Below are 19,564 nucleotides of genomic sequence, written 5' to 3' on the forward strand. Positions count from 1 at the left end.
CCATCGCGTCCATGAACTGCACGAGCGCGTGCTTGTGCAGGAAGCCGCCGTCGGGGTTGTTCGGGTTGCAGATCACCGCGACCTTGGTGCCGCGGAGGGACGGCACTGTGGCCGTCCGGGCCGCGCGCCGGCCGCTCGTCCGCTATCCGTCGGTCAGAACCGGCCCGTTCGGCACCCAGTACCCGGTCAGCCCGCCCGCGGTGATCCGCAGCATGGGCCGGCCGTTGACGATGGCCCGCTGGTCGAAGGGGGCCTTGGAGCTCTTGGCGAACTTCACCGTCTTCGTGGTGCCGGTCTTGCCGTCGCTGCCGAACTTGATGCAGGTGATCGACACGTTGGCCGGGAAGGTGGCGGTGCGCTGCGGGCGGTAGGTGGTGGGCAGGAAGACGCCGCGCAGGAAGACGTTCGGGTAGTACTCCCCGACCCACCAGCCCGCGTAGGCACCGGCGCTGATGCGGTAGTAGATCCCGCGCCCCTTGATCCGGCGACGGACGTCGACGGGAGCCTGGGTGGCCTTGGAGAAGGTGACCTTCTTGGTCGCCTGCTGGGCGTCCTCCATCGTCGGGGACCAGCCGTAGAGGGGCGCGCCCTGGGTCTTCAGCTTGTACAGCGTGTGCGTGCCGGCGGCGAACGCGAGGACCGAGCCCGCCGGCAGGTTGGTCTGGGCGTAGGGGTAGTCGTTGATCAGCGTGTCCTGCTGGGCCGCGAGCGTGGGGCTGCCGGTCTGCCAGTGCAACTGGCGGAACAGGTTGATGTGGTGCTGGTGGTAGCCCTTGGTCGGGACCCGGTGGGTGTTGCAGTAGTAGGAGAGCCACTTGGCCTGGCGCAGCCGCGAGAAGTGGTCGCGGATGGTGGTGACCGCTCCGTCGTACAGCTTGAGGGCCAGTTCGTTGCCGGTGGCGACGTAGTAGTCCCAGAGGCCGAAGGTGGCGAAGATCATGCCGTTGAAGGTGTAGTCACCGGTGCCGGCGACGGCGCCCGGGTACTCCTGGATCCACAGGTAGCCGTTCTTGTCCTTGTTCACGACCCACGGCTTGGCGTTGTCGCCGCGCAGCAGCGAGGCGAACGCGCCGTCGGCCGCGGCCTTGTAGAGCGTCTTCTCCTCTTCGGTGACCCCGTCCAGCTGGGACAGCTGGATGAAGAGGCTGATCGATTCGCCCTGCGCCATGCCGGAGTACCAGGGCGCCTTGTAGTCGACGCCGCTGTGCTCGGGGTGGTACCAGTCGAAGGGGTACGGGAAGTACCAGGCGCCGCGCGTCTCCACGCGCTTGTCGATGAGCCGCTTCGCCTGGGCCTTGGCGCGCTCCAGGAAGAGCGCCTTGCGGGTCGGGTCGGTCGCGGTGCGGTAGCTGGAGATACAACCGAGCCCGAACTGGATCTGGGTGACGGGCTGGTCGTAGCCCGGCGTGTTCCGGTCGGGCCGGTACTGCACGGCGCCCTCGGCGTCGAGGTAGACGTTCTCGGTGTCGGGCGTGACGTTGGACCAGGTGGTGGGCCGGTCGCGCCAGGGCCGCATGTACTCGGGGAGCTCGGTGTCGATCCGGTAGCCCGAGGTCTTGAACTCGAAGGGCAGCGTCGTGGGTACGGAGTCCTCGACGGTCTGCGGGTCGACGGTCCCACCGGTGTAGGGGATCCGCGTGCCCGGTTTGGGCGGGCTGAGGACGCCTTCGCTGAGCTGGTCCGGCAGATCCGGAACCGGCGGCTGGGTGCTGCCCGGGGTGTCGGGAAGACTCAGCACGAGGGAGCGCGGCACCCCGTCGAGCAGATCCGGCGAGGGGGAGTCCAGCACTCCCGTGGCCAACGCGGTGAAGGTTCCCCCACCGACCACCGCGACCCCCGCGACGGACCCCCCGGCCACCCTGATGAACCGCCTGCGCCCCAGCTCGACACGTCTCTTGCCAGCCATGACTTGCTACCCCCCACGGATATTGATGGACCGTCAGGACGGCCGCGACGAGGATCCTACGCGCGCCGCCCTTGTGGCCTTTGCCCAAAGAAAGAAGTGCAACTGAAGGGCGAGGAAGGGGGATTCGGGCATACATGTGCAAGGCGGGGTGATTGCATGCGCCGGAGAGGTTTCTGTGATGAAACTGTGACGATATGGATGTGATCATGTCGGACATGCGCATCCGGGCGCGCCCGGGCGGAGCGGTACCGAGCGCTTCCGTGATGCCGGGCGGAGCTCCGCCTCCCGGCGGATGCCACCGGCGCTGTCGTGGTGCAAGCGGCACGCGCTGTGATAGCGGCACGCGCTGTGATCAGGAGAGGCCGACGTCCCCGGGGTGACGCGGCGGGGCGGCCGGTTTGACCCCCCGCGTCCCCGCCCCGTAACCTTGACCCTCGGTGTGTCGATAGACGTGCCACATCCTCGTAAACCCTCTTCCTCCCGGGTACCGGTACCTCGGTGGTCGGGAGAGGCCGCCCGTGTTCGTTCCCGGGTGGCTGGACTGCGGGGATGCCGTCCCAGAGCGAGAGAGTGAGATCCGCGTGTACGCCATCGTGCGCAGCGGTGGTCGCCAGCACAAGGTTGCTGTCGGCGACATCGTTGAGGTTGACAAGATTTCCACTGCCAAGGTTGGCGACACGGTCGAGCTCTCGACCCTGCTCGTTGTCGACGGCGACGCTGTGACCAGCGACCCGTGGGTGCTGGCCGGCATCAAGGTCCAGGCCGAGGTCGTGGACCACCACAAGGGCGTCAAGATCGACATCCTTCGCTACAAGAACAAGACCGGCTACCGCCGTCGTCAGGGCCACCGCCAGCAGTACACGGCGATCAAGGTCACTGAGATCCCCGCGGCTGCGAAGTAAGGGACTGAGGAGACATGGCACACAAGAAGGGCGCATCGTCCACCCGGAACGGTCGCGACTCCAATGCCCAGCGGCTCGGCGTGAAGCGCTTCGGCGGTCAGGTCGTCAACGCGGGTGAGATCCTGGTCCGCCAGCGTGGCACCCACTTCCACCCGGGCGCCGGTGTCGGCCGCGGTGGCGACGACACGCTGTTCGCCCTCGAGGCCGGTTCGGTGCAGTTCGGCACCCACCGTGGCCGCAAGGTCGTGAACATCGTTCCGGTCGCCGCCTGAGCCCAGGGCTTAGACACAGACCGAACATTTCGCGAGGCGGACCTCACTTCCCTTTCGGGAAGGCGGGTCCGCCTTTCGCGTGTTAGGCAAGAGACCAAACTCGTACGTTTTCGTAGTGCTGGAGGCACCCACCATGACCACCTTCGTGGACCGCGTCGAACTGCATGTCGCCGCGGGTAACGGAGGCCACGGCTGTGCCTCCGTCCACCGTGAGAAGTTCAAGCCGCTCGGTGGCCCCGACGGGGGCAACGGCGGCCGTGGCGGCGATGTGATCCTGGTCGTCGACCAGTCGATCACCACGCTCCTCGACTACCACCACAAGCCCCACCGCAGCGCCACCAACGGCAAGCCCGGCGAGGGCGGCAACCGCTCCGGCAAGGACGGCCAGGACCTGATCCTGCCGGTCCCGGACGGCACGGTGATCCAGGACAAGGCCGGCAACGTGCTGGCGGACCTGGTCGGGCACGGGACGTCGTACGTCGCCGCCCAGGGCGGTCGCGGCGGCCTCGGCAACGCGGCGCTGGCCTCGGCCCGCCGCAAGGCGCCCGGCTTCGCGCTGCTCGGTGTGCCCGGCGACCTCCAGGAGATCGTCCTGGAGCTGAAGACGGTCGCGGACGTGGCCCTCGTCGGCTACCCGAGCGCGGGCAAGTCCTCGCTGATCTCCGTCCTGTCCGCCGCCAAGCCGAAGATCGCGGACTACCCGTTCACGACCCTCGTCCCGAACCTGGGCGTCGTCACGGCCGGCTCCACGGTCTACACGATCGCGGACGTGCCGGGCCTGATCCCGGGCGCCAGCCAGGGCAAGGGCCTCGGCCTGGAGTTCCTGCGCCACGTCGAGCGGTGCAGTGTGCTCGTGCATGTGCTGGACACCGCGACCCTGGAGTCCGAGCGCGACCCGCTCTCCGACCTCGACATCATCGAGGAGGAGCTCAAGCAGTACGGCGGTCTCGGCAACCGCCCGCGGCTCGTGGTGCTGAACAAGATCGACGTCCCCGACGGCAAGGACCTCGCCGAGATGGTCCGTCCGGAGCTGGAGGAGCGCGGTTACCGCGTCTTCGAGGTGTCCGCGGTCGCCCACATGGGTCTGAAGGAGCTGTCGTTCGCCCTCGCCGAGATGGTGGGCGCGGCGCGCGCGGCCAAGCCGAAGGAGGAGGCGACCCGGGTCGTCATCCGTCCGAAGGCGGTCGACGACACCGGCTTCACCGTCACCCTGGAGGAGGACGGCCTGTTCCGCGTCCGGGGCGAGAAGCCCGAACGCTGGGTGCGCCAGACCGACTTCAACAACGACGAGGCCGTCGGCTACCTCGCAGACCGGCTCAACCGCCTCGGTGTGGAGGACGCGCTGATGAAGGCGGGCGCCCGCGGCGGCGACGGCGTGGCCATCGGCCCCGAGGACAACGCGGTCGTCTTCGACTGGGAGCCGTCCCTGACGGCAGGCGCCGAGATGCTCGGCCGCCGAGGCGAGGACCACCGCTTCGAGGAGCCGCGTCCCGCGACCCAGCGCCGCCGGGACAAGCAGGCCGAACGCGACGAGGCGACTCAGGAGTTCGAGGGCTTCGAGCCCTTCTGAGACCTGAGACCTGAGACCTGAGACCGGTGTGAGCGAGGCCGTTTCCTGTTCGGGAGACGGCCTCGTCGGCTGTTCGGCGGGGGAAGGCGGGGGAAGGCGGGGGAAGGCGGGCGAAGGTGGCCGGTGGGAAAACCCTGTTGTGGGAAAAACCGCTGACCGGAGCCTGGGACTCATCTGTGGCCCAGGCTTCTCTCAGCGTCCCCTAAGGAAGCCCTCTTACCGTCCATTAACCATGGAGACGGACTGTACGAGCAATGACGCCGTGGCCCCCGCGAAGCTCTCCCCGCTGCCGCCCGGCACTCGCCTGCTGCACATCGGCCCGCACAAAACCGGGACGACCTCGATCCAGGGCGCCCTCTTCGGGGCGAAGGAGAAGCTGCCGGCGTACGGCGTCGAGTTCCCGGCGCAGAGCAGACACCCCATGCAGGCCGTGCTGGCCGCCTGTGCCCGGACCGGGATGATCGGTGACGCCCGGCCCACCGAGCGGCACTGGACGCGGCTCGTGGAGCAGGTGCACGCCTCCGGCCGCCGTACCTCCGTGATCAGCAGCGAGTTCTTCGCCGACGCCCCGGACGACGCGACGATCGAACGCATCGTCGAGCAGCTCGGCGGGGAGCGTGTGCATGTCCTGGTCACCGTGCGCCCGCTGGCGAAGATCATGCCCTCGCAGTGGCAGCAGTACGTGCAGAACGGTCTGCGCATGGGCTACGAGGAGTGGCTGGAGCACATGCTCCGCAAGGCCCCCTACGAGAAGCCCAACCCCAGTTTCTGGCGTCGGCACCGGCACGACCGGCTGGTCGAGCGGTGGGTGCGGGCGGTCGGCGCCGAGCGGGTCACCGTCGTCGTGGTCGACGACCGGGACCGGGGCGGGCTGATGCGCACCTTCGAGGCGCTGTTAGGACTGCCCCGCAATCTCCTGCAGCCTGTTCCCGACACCGCGAATCGCTCTCTCACGCTTGCCGAGACCGAAATGCTGCGGAGCCTCAACAAGGAATTCCGCAGTAATGGACTTCCCGACGAGCTCTATTCCAAGCTGGTGCGCAACGGTGCGGTCATCCATATGAAGAACATATGTAGTCCCACGCCCCGGGATGTGAAGATCTCCACACCCGGTTGGGCGATCGAAACGGCCGCCGAGATCGGTGCCGAGATGGCCGATCGGATTGCGTTGTCGGGCGTGCGGGTGATCGGCGATCCGGGTCTGTTGTCCGCCGTTCCCGAGCCCGCGGCGAAGCCGGCCGGGGAGCGTGAAGGGAAGCGTGAAGGGGAGCGGGAAGGCGAGTGGGAAGGGGAGCGGGCGAGGGAGGCCCGGATCGCTCCCGAGGTGGCCGCACATGCCCTGTACGGAGCACTCGCGGCGGTGGCCGCGGGGCCCGGCGGGACCTCGGCCCGCCCGGTGCACCAGACCTCGTCGAAGGAGCTCGTGCGGGTGCTCGGGCACCGTTGCCTGAAACGGCTGCGGCGGCGCTGACACCTCTCCGCAGCCGTTAGAGTCAGCCACGTCACACATGTCACGGCGCATGTCACTCTCGGCAATGCGTTACTTCTGTGGAGTTACTCACAGGATTTCCGGGAGCTTCCCTGGGAAGCCGCATCGGTGTCTCGGCATCGTCAGCGACGCAAGGTGAATGCCAGGTTGCGTACACATTTGCAGCGAACGGCACTCACCTTGCATCGCGGTAACCGCAAGTGGGACCATTTCCGCGTCCCTGTCGTCTCAAGGTAGGTCTTCTGTGTCCCAGCTGATAGCCAAGCCCCGTACCACCGCAGTGATCCTGGCCGGTGGCACCGGCCAGCGCGTGGGTCTGTCGATTCCCAAGCAGCTGCTGAAGATCGCCGGCAAGGCAGTCATCGAGCACACGTTGACCACCTTCGAGAACGCCGACTCGGTCGACGACATCATCGTGCTCATGGCCCCGGGCTATGTGCCGGACGTCGAGAAGATCGTGGCCAAGGCCGGGTTCACTAAGGTCCGGGCGATCATCGAGGGCGGCTCCACGCGGAACGAGACCACCGAGCGCGCCATCGCCGCCCTGGGCGAGGGGCTGGCCGACGGCGAGGACCTCAACGTCCTCTTCCACGACGCCGTGCGCCCCCTGCTCTCGCAGCGCGTCATCGACGACTGCGTCACGGCGCTGGAGCGCTACCAGGCGGTCGACGTGGCGATCCCGTCCGCGGACACCATCATCGTCACGCGCACGCACGGCGAGGACGGCGAGTTCATCACGGAGATCCCGGACCGCTCCCGGCTGCGCCGCGGTCAGACCCCGCAGGCGTTCAAGCTGTCCACCATCCGCCGGGCCTACGAGGTGGCGGCCGGCGACCCCAACTTCCAGGCCACGGACGACTGCACCGTCGTGCTGCGCTACCTGCCGGACGTGCCGATCCACGTCGTGGCGGGCGACGAGTACAACATGAAGGTGACCCAGCCCGTCGACGTGTTCATCGCCGACAAGCTCTTCCAGCTGGCCTCCTCCGCCACTCCCGAGCAGAACGGCGAGGAGGTCTACCGCGAGTTGCTCACCGGCAGGACCGTGGTCGTCTTCGGCGGTTCGTACGGCATCGGCAAGGACATCGCCGAACTCGCCGAGGCGTACGGCGCCAAGGTCTACGCCCTGGGCCGGTCCACCACCGGCACGCACGTGGAGAACCCGGAGGAGGTCGACGACGCCCTGTCGAAGGCCTACAGCGAGACCGGGCGCATCGACTACGTCGTCAACACCGCGGGCGTGCTGCGCATCGGCAAGTTGGCGGAGACCGACAACGCGACCATCGAGGAAGCGCTGAAAGTCAACTACCTGGCGCCTGTGCAGATCGCACGTTCGGCTTACAAGTATCTCGCCGAGACGAAGGGCCAGTTGCTGCTGTACACCTCCAGCAGCTACACCCGCGGCCGTGCCGAGTACAGCCTCTACTCCTCGACCAAGGCCGCCATGGTGAACCTCACTCAGGCCCTGTCCGACGAGTGGGCCGGTGACGGCATCCGGGTGAACTGCGTCAACCCGGAACGCACGGCGACGCCGATGCGCACCAAGGCCTTCGGCCAGGAGCCCGCGGGCAGTCTGCTCTCCTCCGAGGCGGTCGCCCGCACCTCGCTCGACGTGCTGCTCTCCGAGCTCACGGGTCATGTCATCGACGTCCGTCAGCAGGACCCGACGGCGGCCGCCGGCAAGGCGTCCGGCTTCGAGCAGGCACTGGCCGACGTACTGGACCGACAGAACGGCGTGGCATAATCGTGACCAAATAGCCATCGATTTTTCAGGCCTCTGTGGCTCCCCGTTTACGGAGAATTCACGGAGGCCTGAATCCGTAAAACTCCCGAAACCTTCAAAAAGGATTTTCCGGACTTTTAGGTACCTATGACCGGCCCCCTCCCAGAGCAGGTTTCTCCGTGATATCCACCGCTATTCGCGTAGCCCGGGTGGGCAGCGCGGCCGAACTGGCCGCAGCGGTCCTCATGATGCTGGGCTACCCCGGCCTCATGCTGGCCGCGCTCGTGCCGAGCGCCCCCGCCTTCGCCGCCGCGGCCGCCGTGACGTACCTGGCGGACCTCTACCTCCACCGCAAGGGCAGTCGCCTCATCGGGCTCCTGTCCAAGGTGCGGGCCGGTCTGTCCACCCGGTTCCTGGTCCGCGAACTGCTGCTGATCCTGCTGCTGGCGAGACTCGACCTCTCCCAGGAGCCGGTCTTCTACGCGGCGATCGCGTGCTTCACGGTGTTCTTCGGTCTGCAGGCTCCGCACGGCGCGCTGATCACCCTGATCGGCAAGCGTCGCCAGATGCCGGTCGTGACCAGGAACGTCGACCTGGCCTCCCGGCTGCCCATACCGGACGCCCCGCCGCGCCTGCTGCTGAGCCGCGCCACCGTGAAGATGCTCCACCTCGACCTCGCGGCCGTGGTGGGCCTGCTCGTGTGCGCGTTCAGCGACTCCGGCTCCGGCTCGGTCGTGGTGCTTCCGGGGTACGTCGGCATCGCCGTCACCCTGGGCCTGGGCGCGCTGTACGTCCTCGCGCTGGTGCCGCACCTGCGGGCCAGGCGGCTGCCGCCGAAGGCCGGCAAGGTCCTGGGCACGGTCAGTGCCTGGCTGCGCGAGTACCGGCCGCAGACGGTGCTGTACTTCTCCGGCTCCGACGACTCCGCCTACCAGGTCAACATGTGGCTGGAGACGCTGGAGCAGATGGAGGCCCGGCCACTGGTCATCCTGCGTGAGCGCGTCATCCTGGAGCGGATGGCGCCCACCTCGGTCCCTGTCATCTGCGTGCCCGGGGGGGTGCACCTGATGAACATGGACCTGTCCATGGTGCGGGTCGCGTTGTACTGCGCGAACGTCGGCAAGAACATCCACCTGCTGCGTGTGCCGACCATGAAGCACGTCTTCATCGGCCACGGCGACAGCGACAAGGTCGCCAGCGTCAACCCGTTCAGCAAGGTCTACGACGAGGTGTGGACCGCCGGCCGCGCGGGCCGCGACCGCTACGCCATCGCCGACGTCGGCATCCGCGACGAGGACATCGTGGAGGTCGGCCGCCCGCAGCTCGCGCCGATTCTGGCGTCGGGCGGCATCCCGACGGACCGCGTCCCGACGATCCTCTACGCGCCCACCTGGGAGGGCTGGGACGACAACCCGGGCAACACCTCGCTCCTGCTGGCCGGCGAGAACATCGTGCGCAAACTGGTCGAGGCCGAGCCGCCGGTTCGTGTCGTGTACAAGCCGCACCCGTTCACCGGCATGCGCAACGCCAAGGCCGGCGCCGCCCACCGCCGGATCATCGCCCTGATCAAGAAGGCCGCCGCCCAGCGCGCGGAGGACTCCCGGTTCACCGCGGACCCGGCGGCCCAGGCCAAGGCCAAGGCCGAGCTGACCCGGCTCAAGGCCCGTCTGGACGGCCTCTCGCTGGCCTTCGACGAGCGGGCCGACGAGGCCGTGACAAGCCGCGACGGCATCGTCGACCTCCGCAAGCACCAGGAGGCCGCCCGGCTGCGCGCTGCGTGGAACGAGGCCTACTGGCGCTCCTTCCCCTCCTTCGAGCACCGGGTGGTCACCGGCACCGAACCCCGTCTGTACGACTGCTTCAACGCCTCCGAGGCGATGGTCTCCGACATCTCCAGCGTGGTCTCCGACTTCATCGCGAGCGGCAAGCCGTATGCAGTCACCGACTCCGCGGAGCTCGGCGCGGAGGAGTTCAAGCGGCAGAACACCGCGGTACGCGCCGCCGTGATCCTCGGCAACGGCGCCGCCGAGCTGGATCAGCTGCTGGACGCGGTGCGCGACCCGGCCGGCGATCCGCTGGCCAAGGACCGCAAGGAACTCAAGGAGTACCTGCTCGGGCCGGACGAGCCCACGTCGCTGGAACGGTTCGACACCGCGGTCACCGACCTCGCGCTGAAGGCCGAGGCGCGCAACGTGGGCCTCGGCTCCCTGGCCGGCGCGGGGGTCGGCGGGGCGGACGGCCCACCGGACGACGAGGCGGAACTGGCCAAGGGTGTGACGACCGCCTGACATCCGTGTTTCCTCAGGCCGGGCCCCCGGAGATCGATCTCCGGGGGCCCGGTTTTTCGTGCATCCTGTGATGTGGAACACGTGTCGCAATCCAGGCAACCCACTCCGTTCATCCTCCGTCTACCTGGTATCCAGAGCGTTTTTGTCGGAAACCGGTGCGTGGTGAGAGGGAAAATGTCCGTTGCGCAGCCTGACGTCACGGTGGTCATCGGGGCGTACGAAGCGATGCCGTACCTGGTCGAGTGCCTGGCATCGGTGGAGGCGCAGACCCTGGACCCGGCGCGCCTGGAGGTCATAGCCGTCGACGACGGCTCCCGCGACGGCACCGGGGAGTGCCTGGAGGAGTTCGCCGCCCGCGTGCCGCTGTCCGTCACCGTGATCCGGCAGGAGAACTCCGGCGGCCCCAGCGGCCCGCGCAACGTCGGCCTCGCCAAGGCCACCGGGCGGTACGTCTTCTTCCTCGACGCCGACGACCGGCTCGGCGCCGAGGCCCTGGAGCGCATGGTCGCCATGGCCGACCGCAACGGCACGGACGTGGTCCTCGGGCGGGTCGAGGGCATCAACCGCAAGCCGCCGAAGTCGATGTGGGGCGAGACGCTCGAGCGGACGGACGTCTACTCCTCCAACATAAAGTTCACCCTCAGCGCGCAGAAGCTGTTCCGCCGGGAGTTCCTGGAACGCCACGGCATGCGCTTCGACGAGTCCCTGTGGACCGGCGAGGACGCGCTGTTCACGATGGAGGCGTATCTGCGGGCCGACGGCGTCTCCGTGGTCGCCGACTACACCTGCTACTACCTGGTGGGCCGCACCGACGGCAAGCATGTGACGAAGAGCGGGAGCTACACCCTGCGCTTCGACTCCGCGCGCGCCCTGATGGGCCTGCTGGAGCGGCTCGTCCCGCCCGGCGCGAAGCGGGACGTGCTCATGGTCCGCCCCTTCCTCGTCACCGTGCTGCCGCAGTTCGGGCCCGTCTTCCTGCGCAACGACGAGGAGATCCGCCGCACCAAGATGGAGCTGGCCAAGCCCCTGATGGACGCGTACTGGAACGAGGGCGTCGCCCAACGCCTCCTGGTCCACGAGCGGCTGCGCCTGGAGCTGGTGGCCCGGCAGCGCCCCGACCTCCTGGCGGACGTCCTCGAGTTCATCGCGGCCAAGAGCAAGCCGGCGCCGGTCCTGAAGAAGCGCAACACCCAGCTCTATCTGGCCTACCCGCACTACGGCTCCGCGGCGACCGGCCTCCCCGACCGGCTCTACCTGGCCGAACCCCGCGAGGCCAAGGCCTACCCGGGCTGGCGCAAGGACCCCGCCGAGGCCCTGCTGCGCGGCTTCACCCGCAAGGTCCGCCGCAGGCTCAGCAGACTCCGCCGACGCACGATGAGACCGGGCGGCACCGCGGCGGTCTGAGGGGGCTGTTCATAGGACTGGTTCTGGCTCAGGACTTGTTCGGCTTCAGGGCGCGGCGGAGCGGGCCGCCCACCGCGCGCTTGGCGCGGCGGTAGATCGAGGGCGCGGGGATGACCGAGGCGGCCTTGGCCGCCGCCCGCGCGCCGGTCCGGCTCTTCGCCAGGTCCCGCTTCAGCTGGGCGTTCTGGGAGTCGAGCTCGCTTATACGGTGGTGCAGCCAGCCGAACCTGCTGGTCAGCGAGGCGACGTCGGTCTCGTTCCACGGGCGCACGCCCGCCGGGAAGGACAGTGAGCGGAGCTTCTTCTCGAAGGCCGTGCCGCCGTCACCGTGGGTGAAGGTGTTCTGCAGCCCGTTCTTGTCCAGGAACGCGGCGAACCGGTCGAAGCGCTCCTTGTGGTTGCCCGTGAGGGCGGTGAAGTCGGCCTCCTCGTAGAGCTCGGCCGGATCGAGGTCCTCGGGCACCTCGCTGAGCAGCCGGTGCGGGATCTCGAAGTAGCGGCACAGCTCCAGCGTGCGCGAGTCGAAGGCCAGCACGGTCGCGGGCGTACCGGCCAGCAGGGCCGCGATGTTGCCGTGGATGCGCGAACCGAACGAGTAGTCGAACTCCCGCAGGTCGTCCATCCAGGTGACCGGGTCGATGTAGACCCGCGCCTTGCCCTCCCGGTACATCGGGTGGTCGGGGTGGGTCGGCATCTCGACCACCCGGCCGCCCACGGAGTCCACGTCCCGCCAGTACAGCTGCTTGGCGTCGCTGAGGTTCTGGCCTATGTAGAGCAGGTTCGGATAGCGCTGGTGGGCGCGGGCGATCACCTTGTGCAGACCGCCGCCGCGCACCGCCGTGTGCGAGCCGTTGACGCTGATCCGCGACTCGGCGGTCAGCGTCGCCGCCTTCTTCTCCACGGGCAGCCGGTCGCCGTGCAGGAACATCGACGGGCAGCCGATGACCTCGACGTCCCGGAAGCCCAGGTCGTTGAGGTAGCGCTCGGTGAACTCGCCCCGCACGCCTATGGAGGCGCTGTGCTCCAGCACCGCCGCGCAGAACGCGCGCACGCTGCCTTCCATGGGCTTCAGCCGCTCCGGGCTGTAGGTCACGCCGAACTGCGCGCCGACGCCCAGCACCACGACCGGGATCTTCAGCTTCCCGATGAGCCGGGTCAGGCGCTGCAGCCCCGGCTCGAAGGTCGGCCGGAAGGCGTTGGCCAGAGGCACGACGAAGGCGTCGTACTCCTCGTTGATCTGGGACGCGGCCTTCACGTCGGTCCGCATGCCGTTCGAGAAGACCTCGGTGCCCGGCGTGGTGAGGATCTTGTGCGCGGCGTCGCTGAAGATCAGGTTGCCGGCGTTGGTGGCGATCACGTCGCGGTGGAGGGCTTCCTCGACGGGGACCACGTCGAAGGGGCTCTTCCCCGATCTGAGGAGTATGCGCTTCACAGGGCGAACTGTAGGTGACACAAACTTCAAAATAAATTTGTGTTCTCTTCAAATCCTATGGGGAACCGATACGACCGCTTTGCCGTATGCAAAGCGTGAGCGAACGGCTACGCCGCCCGGTCTGTCCGCGACGTGAAACCCCGGCGCGGCCTGCGCCCCGTTCGCGTAGATTGCCAAACCGGCAGCCGGACCTACGCAAGGGGCGAACAACAAGGTGGCAGGGGCAAGGCAGGCCGTGGGCGAGGCCCGCAGGATCGTCGTCAAGGTCGGCTCCTCGTCGCTGACCACCGCCTCCGGCGGGCTCGACGCGGACCGGGTCGACGCGCTCGTCGACGTCCTCGCCAAGAGCCGCAGCGGGGGAGAGAAGGAGATCGTCCTCGTCTCCTCGGGAGCCATCGCCGCGGGGCTCGCCCCGCTTGGCCTGCGCCGTCGCCCCAAGGACCTCGCCCGTCAGCAGGCCGCCGCCAGCGTCGGCCAGGGCCTGCTGGTGGCCCGCTACACCGCCTCCTTCGCCCGCTACGGCGTCCGCGTCGGCCAGGTGCTGCTGACCAGCGACGACATGAGCCGGCGCGCCCACCACCGCAACGCCTCCCGCACGCTCGACAAACTGCTCGCGATGGGCGCGTTCCCGATCGTCAACGAGAACGACACCGTCGCCACCGACGAGATCCGGTTCGGCGACAACGACCGGCTCGCCGCGCTCGTCGCCCATCTCGTCCACGCCGACCTGCTCGTCCTGCTGTCGGACATCGACGGCGTCTACGACGGCGACCCCGGCAAGCCGGGCACCGCGCGGATCGCCGAGGTGCACGGCCCGCAGGATCTCGGGCACGTCGAGATCGGCAGCGCCGGCAAGGCGGGCGTCGGCACCGGCGGCATGGTCACCAAGGTCGAGGCCGCCCGGATCGCCGCCGCCGCCGGCATCCCTGTGGTCCTCACCAGCGCCGTCCACGCGGCCGACGCCTTCGCCGGCGGGGACACCGGCACGTACTTCCACTCCACGGGCAAGCGCTCCGCCGACCGGCTGCTGTGGCTGCAGCACGCGTCCACCCCGCAGGGGTCGCTGACCCTGGACGACGGCGCGGTGCGCGCGGTCGTCGAGCGGCGCAAGTCGCTGCTGCCGGCCGGGATCGCGGCCGTCGAGGGCGACTTCAGCGCGGGCGACCCCGTCGAGCTGCGGGACGCCTCGGGGCACGCGGTGGCCCGCGGTCTCGTCAACTTCGACGCCAAGGAGATCCCCCAGCTGATCGGCCGGTCGACCAGGGAACTGGCGCGGGAACTGGGCGCGGAGTACGAGCGCGAGGTCGTCCACCGGGACGACCTGGTGATCCTGCACCCGTAAACACGCTCGAACGGTCCGTACCGGTGGGGGACGTTCCGTGAAACCGCCCCACGGAGCCGTGCGGCCTGCTCAACTTTGTCTCAGGGACACCGGCTGCGGGAGTCCGGCGGGCCACCGCGGGACGGGTTCCGCACGAGCGCTGCGTAAAGGAGGCCGTCGTGAGACGAGTGCGCCCTGGGGTGGCAGCGGCCCGTGGGAGTACCGACGAGAGTACCGGTGACAGCGGCTCGACGTCGTCGCATACGACCGGTTCGACGTCGTCCTCACGTGCGGCCGCCGGTTCGGCTTCGTCACGCGTCGCGGGCTCGGCGTCGCGTGCGCCGGGCGAGGAGCGCGCCCTGACCAGTGTGGCGGCCGGTGAGCGATACCGGGCCCAGGAGGTCGCCGAGTCGAAGGGCGGCCGGCCCGTGGACGTCCCCCGGCTGTGGCACGTCACCCTCAGCGTCTCCGGCGAGGAGGCCCCGCTGAAGGAGGTCCGGCGCGCTCTCGAACAGCTCGCCCACGACCACCCCTTCCTCCTGACCAGCAGATACGCGGGCGACCATGCCGAGATCCGGTACTGGGAGGAGGCCCGCGACCTGCACGACGCGGCCGCCGTCGCCCTGCGCCTGTGGGGCGAGCACCGCCAGACGGCCGGGCTGCCGCCCTGGGAGATCGTCGGCCTGGAGGTCATCGACCGCCAGACCTACCACCAGCGCATCGCCGAGGGCTACGGCCCGGCCCCGGCGACCCCCGTCGGGGTTCACCCCTACTGACGGTCTCGGGGCGACGGTCGCCGGGTTGCCGGGTTGCCGGTCTCAGGCGCCGGTCTCGGGGTGTGGAACGAGCGGTGAAGGGGCCGGTGCGGCGCACTACCCTTCCCTTATGACCACGCTCTCCCCGTACGACTCCATGTCCCCGGTCACCCGTGCCGCCTACCGCGCCAAGGCGGCCGCCGCCGACCTCGCGCCGCTGCCCCGGGCCGCCAAGGACGACGCGCTCCTCGCCATCGCGGACGCGCTGGAGGTCCGTACGAGCGAAATCGTCGAGGCCAACGCCAAGGACATCGCCAAGGCCCGCGAGGCCGGCACCGCCGAATCGGTGATCGACCGGCTGACCCTCACCCCGGAGCGGGTCCGGGCCATCGCCTCGGACGTGCGGGACGTCGTCGCGCTGCCCGACCCGGTCGGCGAGGTCGTCCGCGGCTCCACTCTTCCCAACGGCATCGACCTGCGCCAGGTCCGCGTCCCGCTGGGCGTCGTCGGCATCATCTACGAGGCCCGACCGAACGTCACCGTGGACGCCGCCGCCCTCTGCCTGAAGTCCGGCAACGCGGTCCTGCTGCGCGGCTCGTCCTCCGCCTACGAGTCGAACACCGCCCTCGTCCGGGTGATCCGTGACGCGGTCGGCGGGGCCGGACTGCCCGCCGACGCCGTACAGCTGGTGCCCGGCGAGGGCCGCGACAGCGTGCGCGAGCTGATGCGCTCCCGCGGGCTGGTCGACGTCCTCATCCCGCGCGGCGGCGCCTCCCTCATCCAGACCGTCGTCACCGAGTCCACCGTCCCGGTCATCGAGACCGGCACCGGCAACTGCCACGTCTACGTCGACGCCCACGCCGACCTCGACATGGCGATCGACATCCTGATCAACTCCAAGGCGCACCGGGTCAGCGTCTGCAACGCCGCCGAGACCCTCCTCGTCCACCAGGACATCGCCCCCGAGTTCCTGCCTCGCGCCCTGGACGCCCTCGCCGAGGCGGGGGTGACGGTGCACGCCGACGAGCGCGTGCTGGCGTACGCCAAGGACTCCAGCGCGACCGTCGTGGAGGCGACCCCGGAGGACTGGGAGACCGAGTACCTCTCCTACGACATCGCCGCCGCCGTGGTCGACTCGCTGGACAAGGCCGTCGAGCACATCCGGCTGTGGACCTCCGGCCACACCGAGGCCATCGTCACCACCTCCCAGCAGGCCGCCCGCCGCTTCACCCAGTTGGTCGACTCCACCACGGTGGCCGTGAACGCCTCCACCCGCTTCACCGACGGCGGTCAGTTCGGCTTCGGCGCGGAGATCGGCATCTCCACCCAGAAGCTGCACGCCAGGGGCCCGATGGGCCTCCCGGAGCTGACCAGCACCAAGTACATCGTCACGGGCGACGGCCACGTACGGCGCTGAGCCCCCCTCGGCGACGCCGTGAGAGGCGTCTCATCCGGCGGATGAATTTCCCTACCGTCTGCCCAAATTGACCCCCCAGGTCTACTCTGGATTCGTGCCGGAGGACGTGGGGGGTATGCCGTTCCCTGACGGCTGGGAGCCCGACGACGATCACGACCGCGGGGTGTCGGACGAAGAGTTCGCCTCCGTGGTCTTCGACGAGGCCTTCGTACAGGCGGCCGTGGTGCACGAGCCGACCGCCGTCGAACGCCTCCTTGCCGCCGCGGAAGCGAGAGCCGAGGCCTCCGAGGCCGAAGCCCGCCGAACCCGCGCCAGAGGCGACCGCTACGACGACGCCTACGGCCCCGACGGACCCGGCGATTTCGGCCATGATCCGGACTTCGACGACCTGGACGACGGCGACCTCCCCGAAGCCTGGGAACGCCGCTACGGCGCCCCAGGGACCTACGGCAAGCAGGTCCGCTGGCATCGCCCGGTGGCCTGGATCCTCGCCCTCATCATGGGCGTCGGCATGGTGGCGCTGGCCTTCGCCGCGGTCTACCGGGGCGCGTCCTCGAGCAGCCGGGACCAGGTGCCGCCGCCCGCCACGACCGGCCTCGAACAGGCGACCGTGCCGCCGCCGTCCGCCTCCGCCGACTATTCTCAGCCACCCGTCTCGGCGGTCCCGCGCACGCCCTGAACGCCTGCGCGGCGCAGGGGTGTGCGAGGGCTCCGCGAGCGGGGCCGAAGCTGGTGAGAACCTGTCAGAACTTGTCGTACAGCAGGGCGTTTACCTGGGCTCCGTGCGACCTACTCTGAAAGTATGGCCGGGCCTGGAGACCCACCGGAGGGGACACCCGAGGGCGCTCCCGGAGGTGGAGAGGACGAGTACCGATCCGTCGTCTTCGACGAATCGTTCGTCCGCGCTGCCCGTATCCAGGAGTACTCCGCGCAGGAGCGCATGGCCGATCATGCGCCCGCCGTCCGCACCCGTCCGCCCCTGCGCCGAGGCCGGGGCCTGTCCCGGCAGGCCCTGCTCCTGGTCGTGCTGATCGCCGTCGCCTTCGGCACGGCCGTCTACATGGGCCTGCGCAACCCCTACCAGAGCCCGGCCGCGCGCCGGCCCGCCGAGCCCCTGCGGATGACCGTCATCCCGCTCTCCCCGCAGGGCGTGGTGCCCGGGGCCGCCGACCCCGAGTCGCTGTTCGCGCGCAGCCCCGCCGCGCAGTTCCGCATCGGCGCCGAGGGCATTCCGCTGCCCGCCTCCCGGCGCACCGCGCACTTCTCCGACAGCCAGGTCGTCGCCGCCCTGACCACGGCCAAGGACTACATCGTGCACTCCTCCCTCTACCCGGAGGTGCTCACCGGCCAGCAGGTGCGGCCCGTGCGCGCTCTGATCGACGCCGATCAGCTCGACCAGTTCGACGACAGCTTCAGCCACCCGGCCGCCGACGGGCGGCACGCGCCGACCGGCTGGCTGGTCCGCTTCGACCCCGCCCAGGCTCAGCTGGCCGACAGCAAGATCCGCGTCCAGGGCACGCTGGAGGCCGCCGAGACCGACTCCTCGACCCTCGAGGTCACCGCGGACCACACCTTCGTGTACGCCCTGCGGCCCACCGGCACCGCCGCCGACGCCCCGGCCTCCCTCTTCACCGTCCGCCGCGAGCTGCACTTCCGCTTCGACCGTGAGGACCTGCGCACCCACCAGGTCCAGCTGATCGTGTCCTACGTCCAGGCCGGCCCGCTCTCCTGCGCCGAGGACTCCACGAACCATCTGCGCCCCCTGCTCGCCGGCGAGACCGCGAAAGCGGGCGGCCCGGCCGGCACGGACCCCTACGCGACCGACGGCGCGGCGTCCCTGTGCGGAGCCCTGGCCACGAGCGCCCAACCGAAGGTGTGAGCCCCGGCGGCCTGGGGGGAAGCGGTCAGCTCTTGTCGGACGGGGGCGTGTCCGTCGGGCCGTCCGGGTCGGAGCCGTTCCGCGGCGACTCGTCCTGAGGCGGAGCCGAAGCCGTGAAGCCGCCGAAGCCGCGTCGCACCCGGCCGCCCAGGTCGCCGGCACCGCCCGCGATGTCGCTGACCAGCTTCATCAGCGGGTCCTTGGAGCTCTTGACGCTCGTCGCGTAGTGGGTGGCCGACTCGCGGAAGGAGTCCGTGACCGAGGTGTCCTTGTCCTCGGTGCGCCGCGGGTAGTGCCCGTCCATGATCCGCTGGTGGTCGCGGGACTCGGCCCACTTCTTCAGCTCGGCCGCGCGCACGGTGGTGAAGGGATGGGTACGGGGCAGCACGTTGAGGATCTTCAGCACCGAGTCGCGCAGGTCGCCGCCGGCCTCGTACTCCTCCGCCTGCTGCAGGAACGCGTCCACGTTCATCTCGTGCAGGTGGTTGCCGCCGGCGATCTTCATCAGGCCGCGCATCGAGGCCTTCAGGTCCTGGCCGACGAGGAGACCCGCGCGGTCGGCGGACAGCTCCGACTTGCGGAACCACTCGCGCAGCGCCGTCACGATCGCCATGATCGCGAGGTTGCCCAGCGGGATCCAGGCGACCCGGATCGCCAGGTTCGTCAGGAACAGCAGGATCGTGCGGTACACGGCGTGCCCGGACAGCGCATGGCCCACCTCGTGGCCGATGACCGCGCGCATCTCCTCCTCGTCGAGCAGCTCGACGAGCCCGGTGGTGACCACGATGATCGGCTCGTCCAGGCCGATGCACATCGCGTTGGGCTGCGGGTCCTGGTTGACGTACATCGGCGGGACCTTCTTCAGGTCCAGGATGTGACAGGCGTCCCGCAGCATGTCGTTGAGGTGCGTGAACTGCTGGTCGGAGACCCGTACCGAGTCGGACAGGAACAGCAGCCGGAGGCTGCGCTCGGGCAGCAGCGCGCTGAGCGCCTTGAACACCGTGTCGAAGCCGCTCAGCTTGCGCAGCGCCACCAGGGCGGAGCGGTCGGCCGGGTGCTCGTACGCACGGGAGGAGATTCCCGGGAAGCGCCTGCGCTGCCTGCTCGGCACGTTCTCGTGAGCGGTGTCGTCCTGCTCGTGGCCGTCGTCGGACATGTCTTCCCCCATGTGCGTCTCTGTGGCCTTTACATGACCCTTTACGGACC

The 19,564-nt window shown here is 69.4% G+C and carries 15 protein-coding genes; 12 read left to right on the forward strand and 3 right to left on the reverse strand.

Features of this window, described 5'->3' with window-relative positions; translation table 11 throughout:
- Positions 1-142: 142 nt before the first annotated feature.
- The gene (locus tag ACWD4O_RS12370; protein WP_451279666.1) at positions 143-1,906 is read right to left on the reverse strand and encodes a D-glucuronyl C5-epimerase family protein; all 1,764 of its coding nucleotides are present in this window, start codon (positions 1,904-1,906) and stop codon (positions 143-145) included.
- 581 nt (positions 1,907-2,487) lie between these two features.
- Here ACWD4O_RS12370 and rplU point away from each other — a divergent pair.
- The 7 genes from rplU (at position 2,488) to ACWD4O_RS12405 (ending at position 11,554) form a co-directional block, all read left to right on the forward strand.
- The gene (rplU, locus tag ACWD4O_RS12375; RefSeq protein WP_007381993.1) at positions 2,488-2,808 is read left to right on the forward strand and encodes a 50S ribosomal protein L21; all 321 of its coding nucleotides are present in this window, start codon (positions 2,488-2,490) and stop codon (positions 2,806-2,808) included.
- A gap of 14 nt (positions 2,809-2,822) precedes the next feature.
- Positions 2,823-3,080 (forward strand): 50S ribosomal protein L27, encoded by a 258-nt coding sequence (gene rpmA, locus ACWD4O_RS12380; protein ID WP_363168531.1) that lies wholly within the window; start codon positions 2,823-2,825, stop codon positions 3,078-3,080.
- Positions 3,081-3,213: 133 nt separating this feature from the next.
- The gene (gene obgE, locus ACWD4O_RS12385; RefSeq protein ID WP_451279667.1) at positions 3,214-4,650 is read left to right on the forward strand and encodes a GTPase ObgE; all 1,437 of its coding nucleotides are present in this window, start codon (positions 3,214-3,216) and stop codon (positions 4,648-4,650) included.
- Between the two features lie 232 nt (positions 4,651-4,882).
- On the forward strand, positions 4,883-6,121 hold the full coding sequence (locus ACWD4O_RS12390) for a hypothetical protein (RefSeq protein ID WP_451279668.1): 1,239 nt from the start codon (positions 4,883-4,885) through the stop codon (positions 6,119-6,121).
- Between the two features lie 262 nt (positions 6,122-6,383).
- On the forward strand, positions 6,384-7,883 hold the full coding sequence (locus tag ACWD4O_RS12395; protein ID WP_451279669.1) for an SDR family NAD(P)-dependent oxidoreductase: 1,500 nt from the start codon (positions 6,384-6,386) through the stop codon (positions 7,881-7,883).
- A 188-nt stretch (positions 7,884-8,071) separates the two neighbouring features.
- Positions 8,072-10,150, forward strand: a complete 2,079-nt coding sequence (locus ACWD4O_RS12400; protein ID WP_451279670.1) for a hypothetical protein — start codon at positions 8,072-8,074, stop codon at positions 10,148-10,150.
- 174 nt (positions 10,151-10,324) lie between these two features.
- Complete coding sequence (locus tag ACWD4O_RS12405; protein ID WP_451279671.1) at positions 10,325-11,554, forward strand: glycosyltransferase family 2 protein; 1,230 nt, start codon at positions 10,325-10,327, stop codon at positions 11,552-11,554.
- A 28-nt stretch (positions 11,555-11,582) separates the two neighbouring features.
- Here ACWD4O_RS12405 and ACWD4O_RS12410 read toward each other — a convergent pair whose 3' ends face one another.
- Positions 11,583-12,986, reverse strand: coding sequence for a polysaccharide pyruvyl transferase family protein (locus ACWD4O_RS12410; protein ID WP_451279672.1), 1,404 nt, complete (start codon positions 12,984-12,986; stop codon positions 11,583-11,585).
- 235 nt (positions 12,987-13,221) lie between these two features.
- Between ACWD4O_RS12410 and proB the strand changes: the two genes are divergently transcribed.
- From proB to ACWD4O_RS12435, 5 genes are all read left to right on the forward strand, one after another.
- Entirely contained in the window at positions 13,222-14,328 is a 1,107-nt protein-coding gene (gene proB, locus ACWD4O_RS12415) for a glutamate 5-kinase (protein ID WP_451279956.1), read from the forward strand.
- A 158-nt stretch (positions 14,329-14,486) separates the two neighbouring features.
- Entirely contained in the window at positions 14,487-15,083 is a 597-nt protein-coding gene (locus ACWD4O_RS12420; RefSeq protein ID WP_451279673.1) for a hypothetical protein, read from the forward strand.
- A gap of 109 nt (positions 15,084-15,192) precedes the next feature.
- Positions 15,193-16,479 carry a glutamate-5-semialdehyde dehydrogenase gene (locus ACWD4O_RS12425; RefSeq protein ID WP_451279674.1) on the forward strand — a complete coding sequence of 429 codons (1,287 nt, stop codon included), beginning with the start codon at positions 15,193-15,195 and terminating at the stop codon, positions 16,477-16,479.
- Positions 16,480-16,573: 94 nt separating this feature from the next.
- On the forward strand, positions 16,574-17,158 hold the full coding sequence (locus ACWD4O_RS12430) for an SCO2584 family spore wall biosynthesis protein (protein ID WP_451279675.1): 585 nt from the start codon (positions 16,574-16,576) through the stop codon (positions 17,156-17,158).
- Between the two features lie 123 nt (positions 17,159-17,281).
- The gene (locus tag ACWD4O_RS12435) at positions 17,282-18,358 is read left to right on the forward strand and encodes an SCO2583 family membrane protein (RefSeq protein WP_451279676.1); all 1,077 of its coding nucleotides are present in this window, start codon (positions 17,282-17,284) and stop codon (positions 18,356-18,358) included.
- 25 nt (positions 18,359-18,383) lie between these two features.
- On the opposite strand, the gene ACWD4O_RS12440 is transcribed toward ACWD4O_RS12435, so the two are convergent.
- Positions 18,384-19,514, reverse strand: a complete 1,131-nt coding sequence (locus ACWD4O_RS12440) for a M48 family metallopeptidase (protein WP_451279957.1) — start codon at positions 19,512-19,514, stop codon at positions 18,384-18,386.
- Positions 19,515-19,564 lie beyond the last annotated feature (50 nt).

This window comes from Streptomyces sp. NPDC002623 (assembly GCF_053592635.1).

What these genes read in the sequence shown, in the direction of transcription:
- ACWD4O_RS12370 (WP_451279666.1), bottom strand. Translation starts at nt 1,906, where the DNA reads ATGGCTGGCAAGAGACGTGTCGAGCTGGGGCGCAGGCGGTTCATCAGG.
- rpmA (WP_363168531.1), top strand. Translation starts at nt 2,823, where the DNA reads ATGGCACACAAGAAGGGCGCATCGTCCACCCGGAACGGTCGCGACTCC.
- obgE (WP_451279667.1), top strand. Translation starts at nt 3,214, where the DNA reads ATGACCACCTTCGTGGACCGCGTCGAACTGCATGTCGCCGCGGGTAAC.
- ACWD4O_RS12390 (WP_451279668.1), top strand. Translation starts at nt 4,883, where the DNA reads ATGGAGACGGACTGTACGAGCAATGACGCCGTGGCCCCCGCGAAGCTC.
- ACWD4O_RS12405 (WP_451279671.1), top strand. Translation starts at nt 10,325, where the DNA reads ATGTCCGTTGCGCAGCCTGACGTCACGGTGGTCATCGGGGCGTACGAA.
- ACWD4O_RS12425 (WP_451279674.1), top strand. Translation starts at nt 15,193, where the DNA reads ATGACCACGCTCTCCCCGTACGACTCCATGTCCCCGGTCACCCGTGCC.
- ACWD4O_RS12435 (WP_451279676.1), top strand. Translation starts at nt 17,282, where the DNA reads ATGGCCGGGCCTGGAGACCCACCGGAGGGGACACCCGAGGGCGCTCCC.
- ACWD4O_RS12440 (WP_451279957.1), bottom strand. Translation starts at nt 19,514, where the DNA reads ATGTCCGACGACGGCCACGAGCAGGACGACACCGCTCACGAGAACGTG.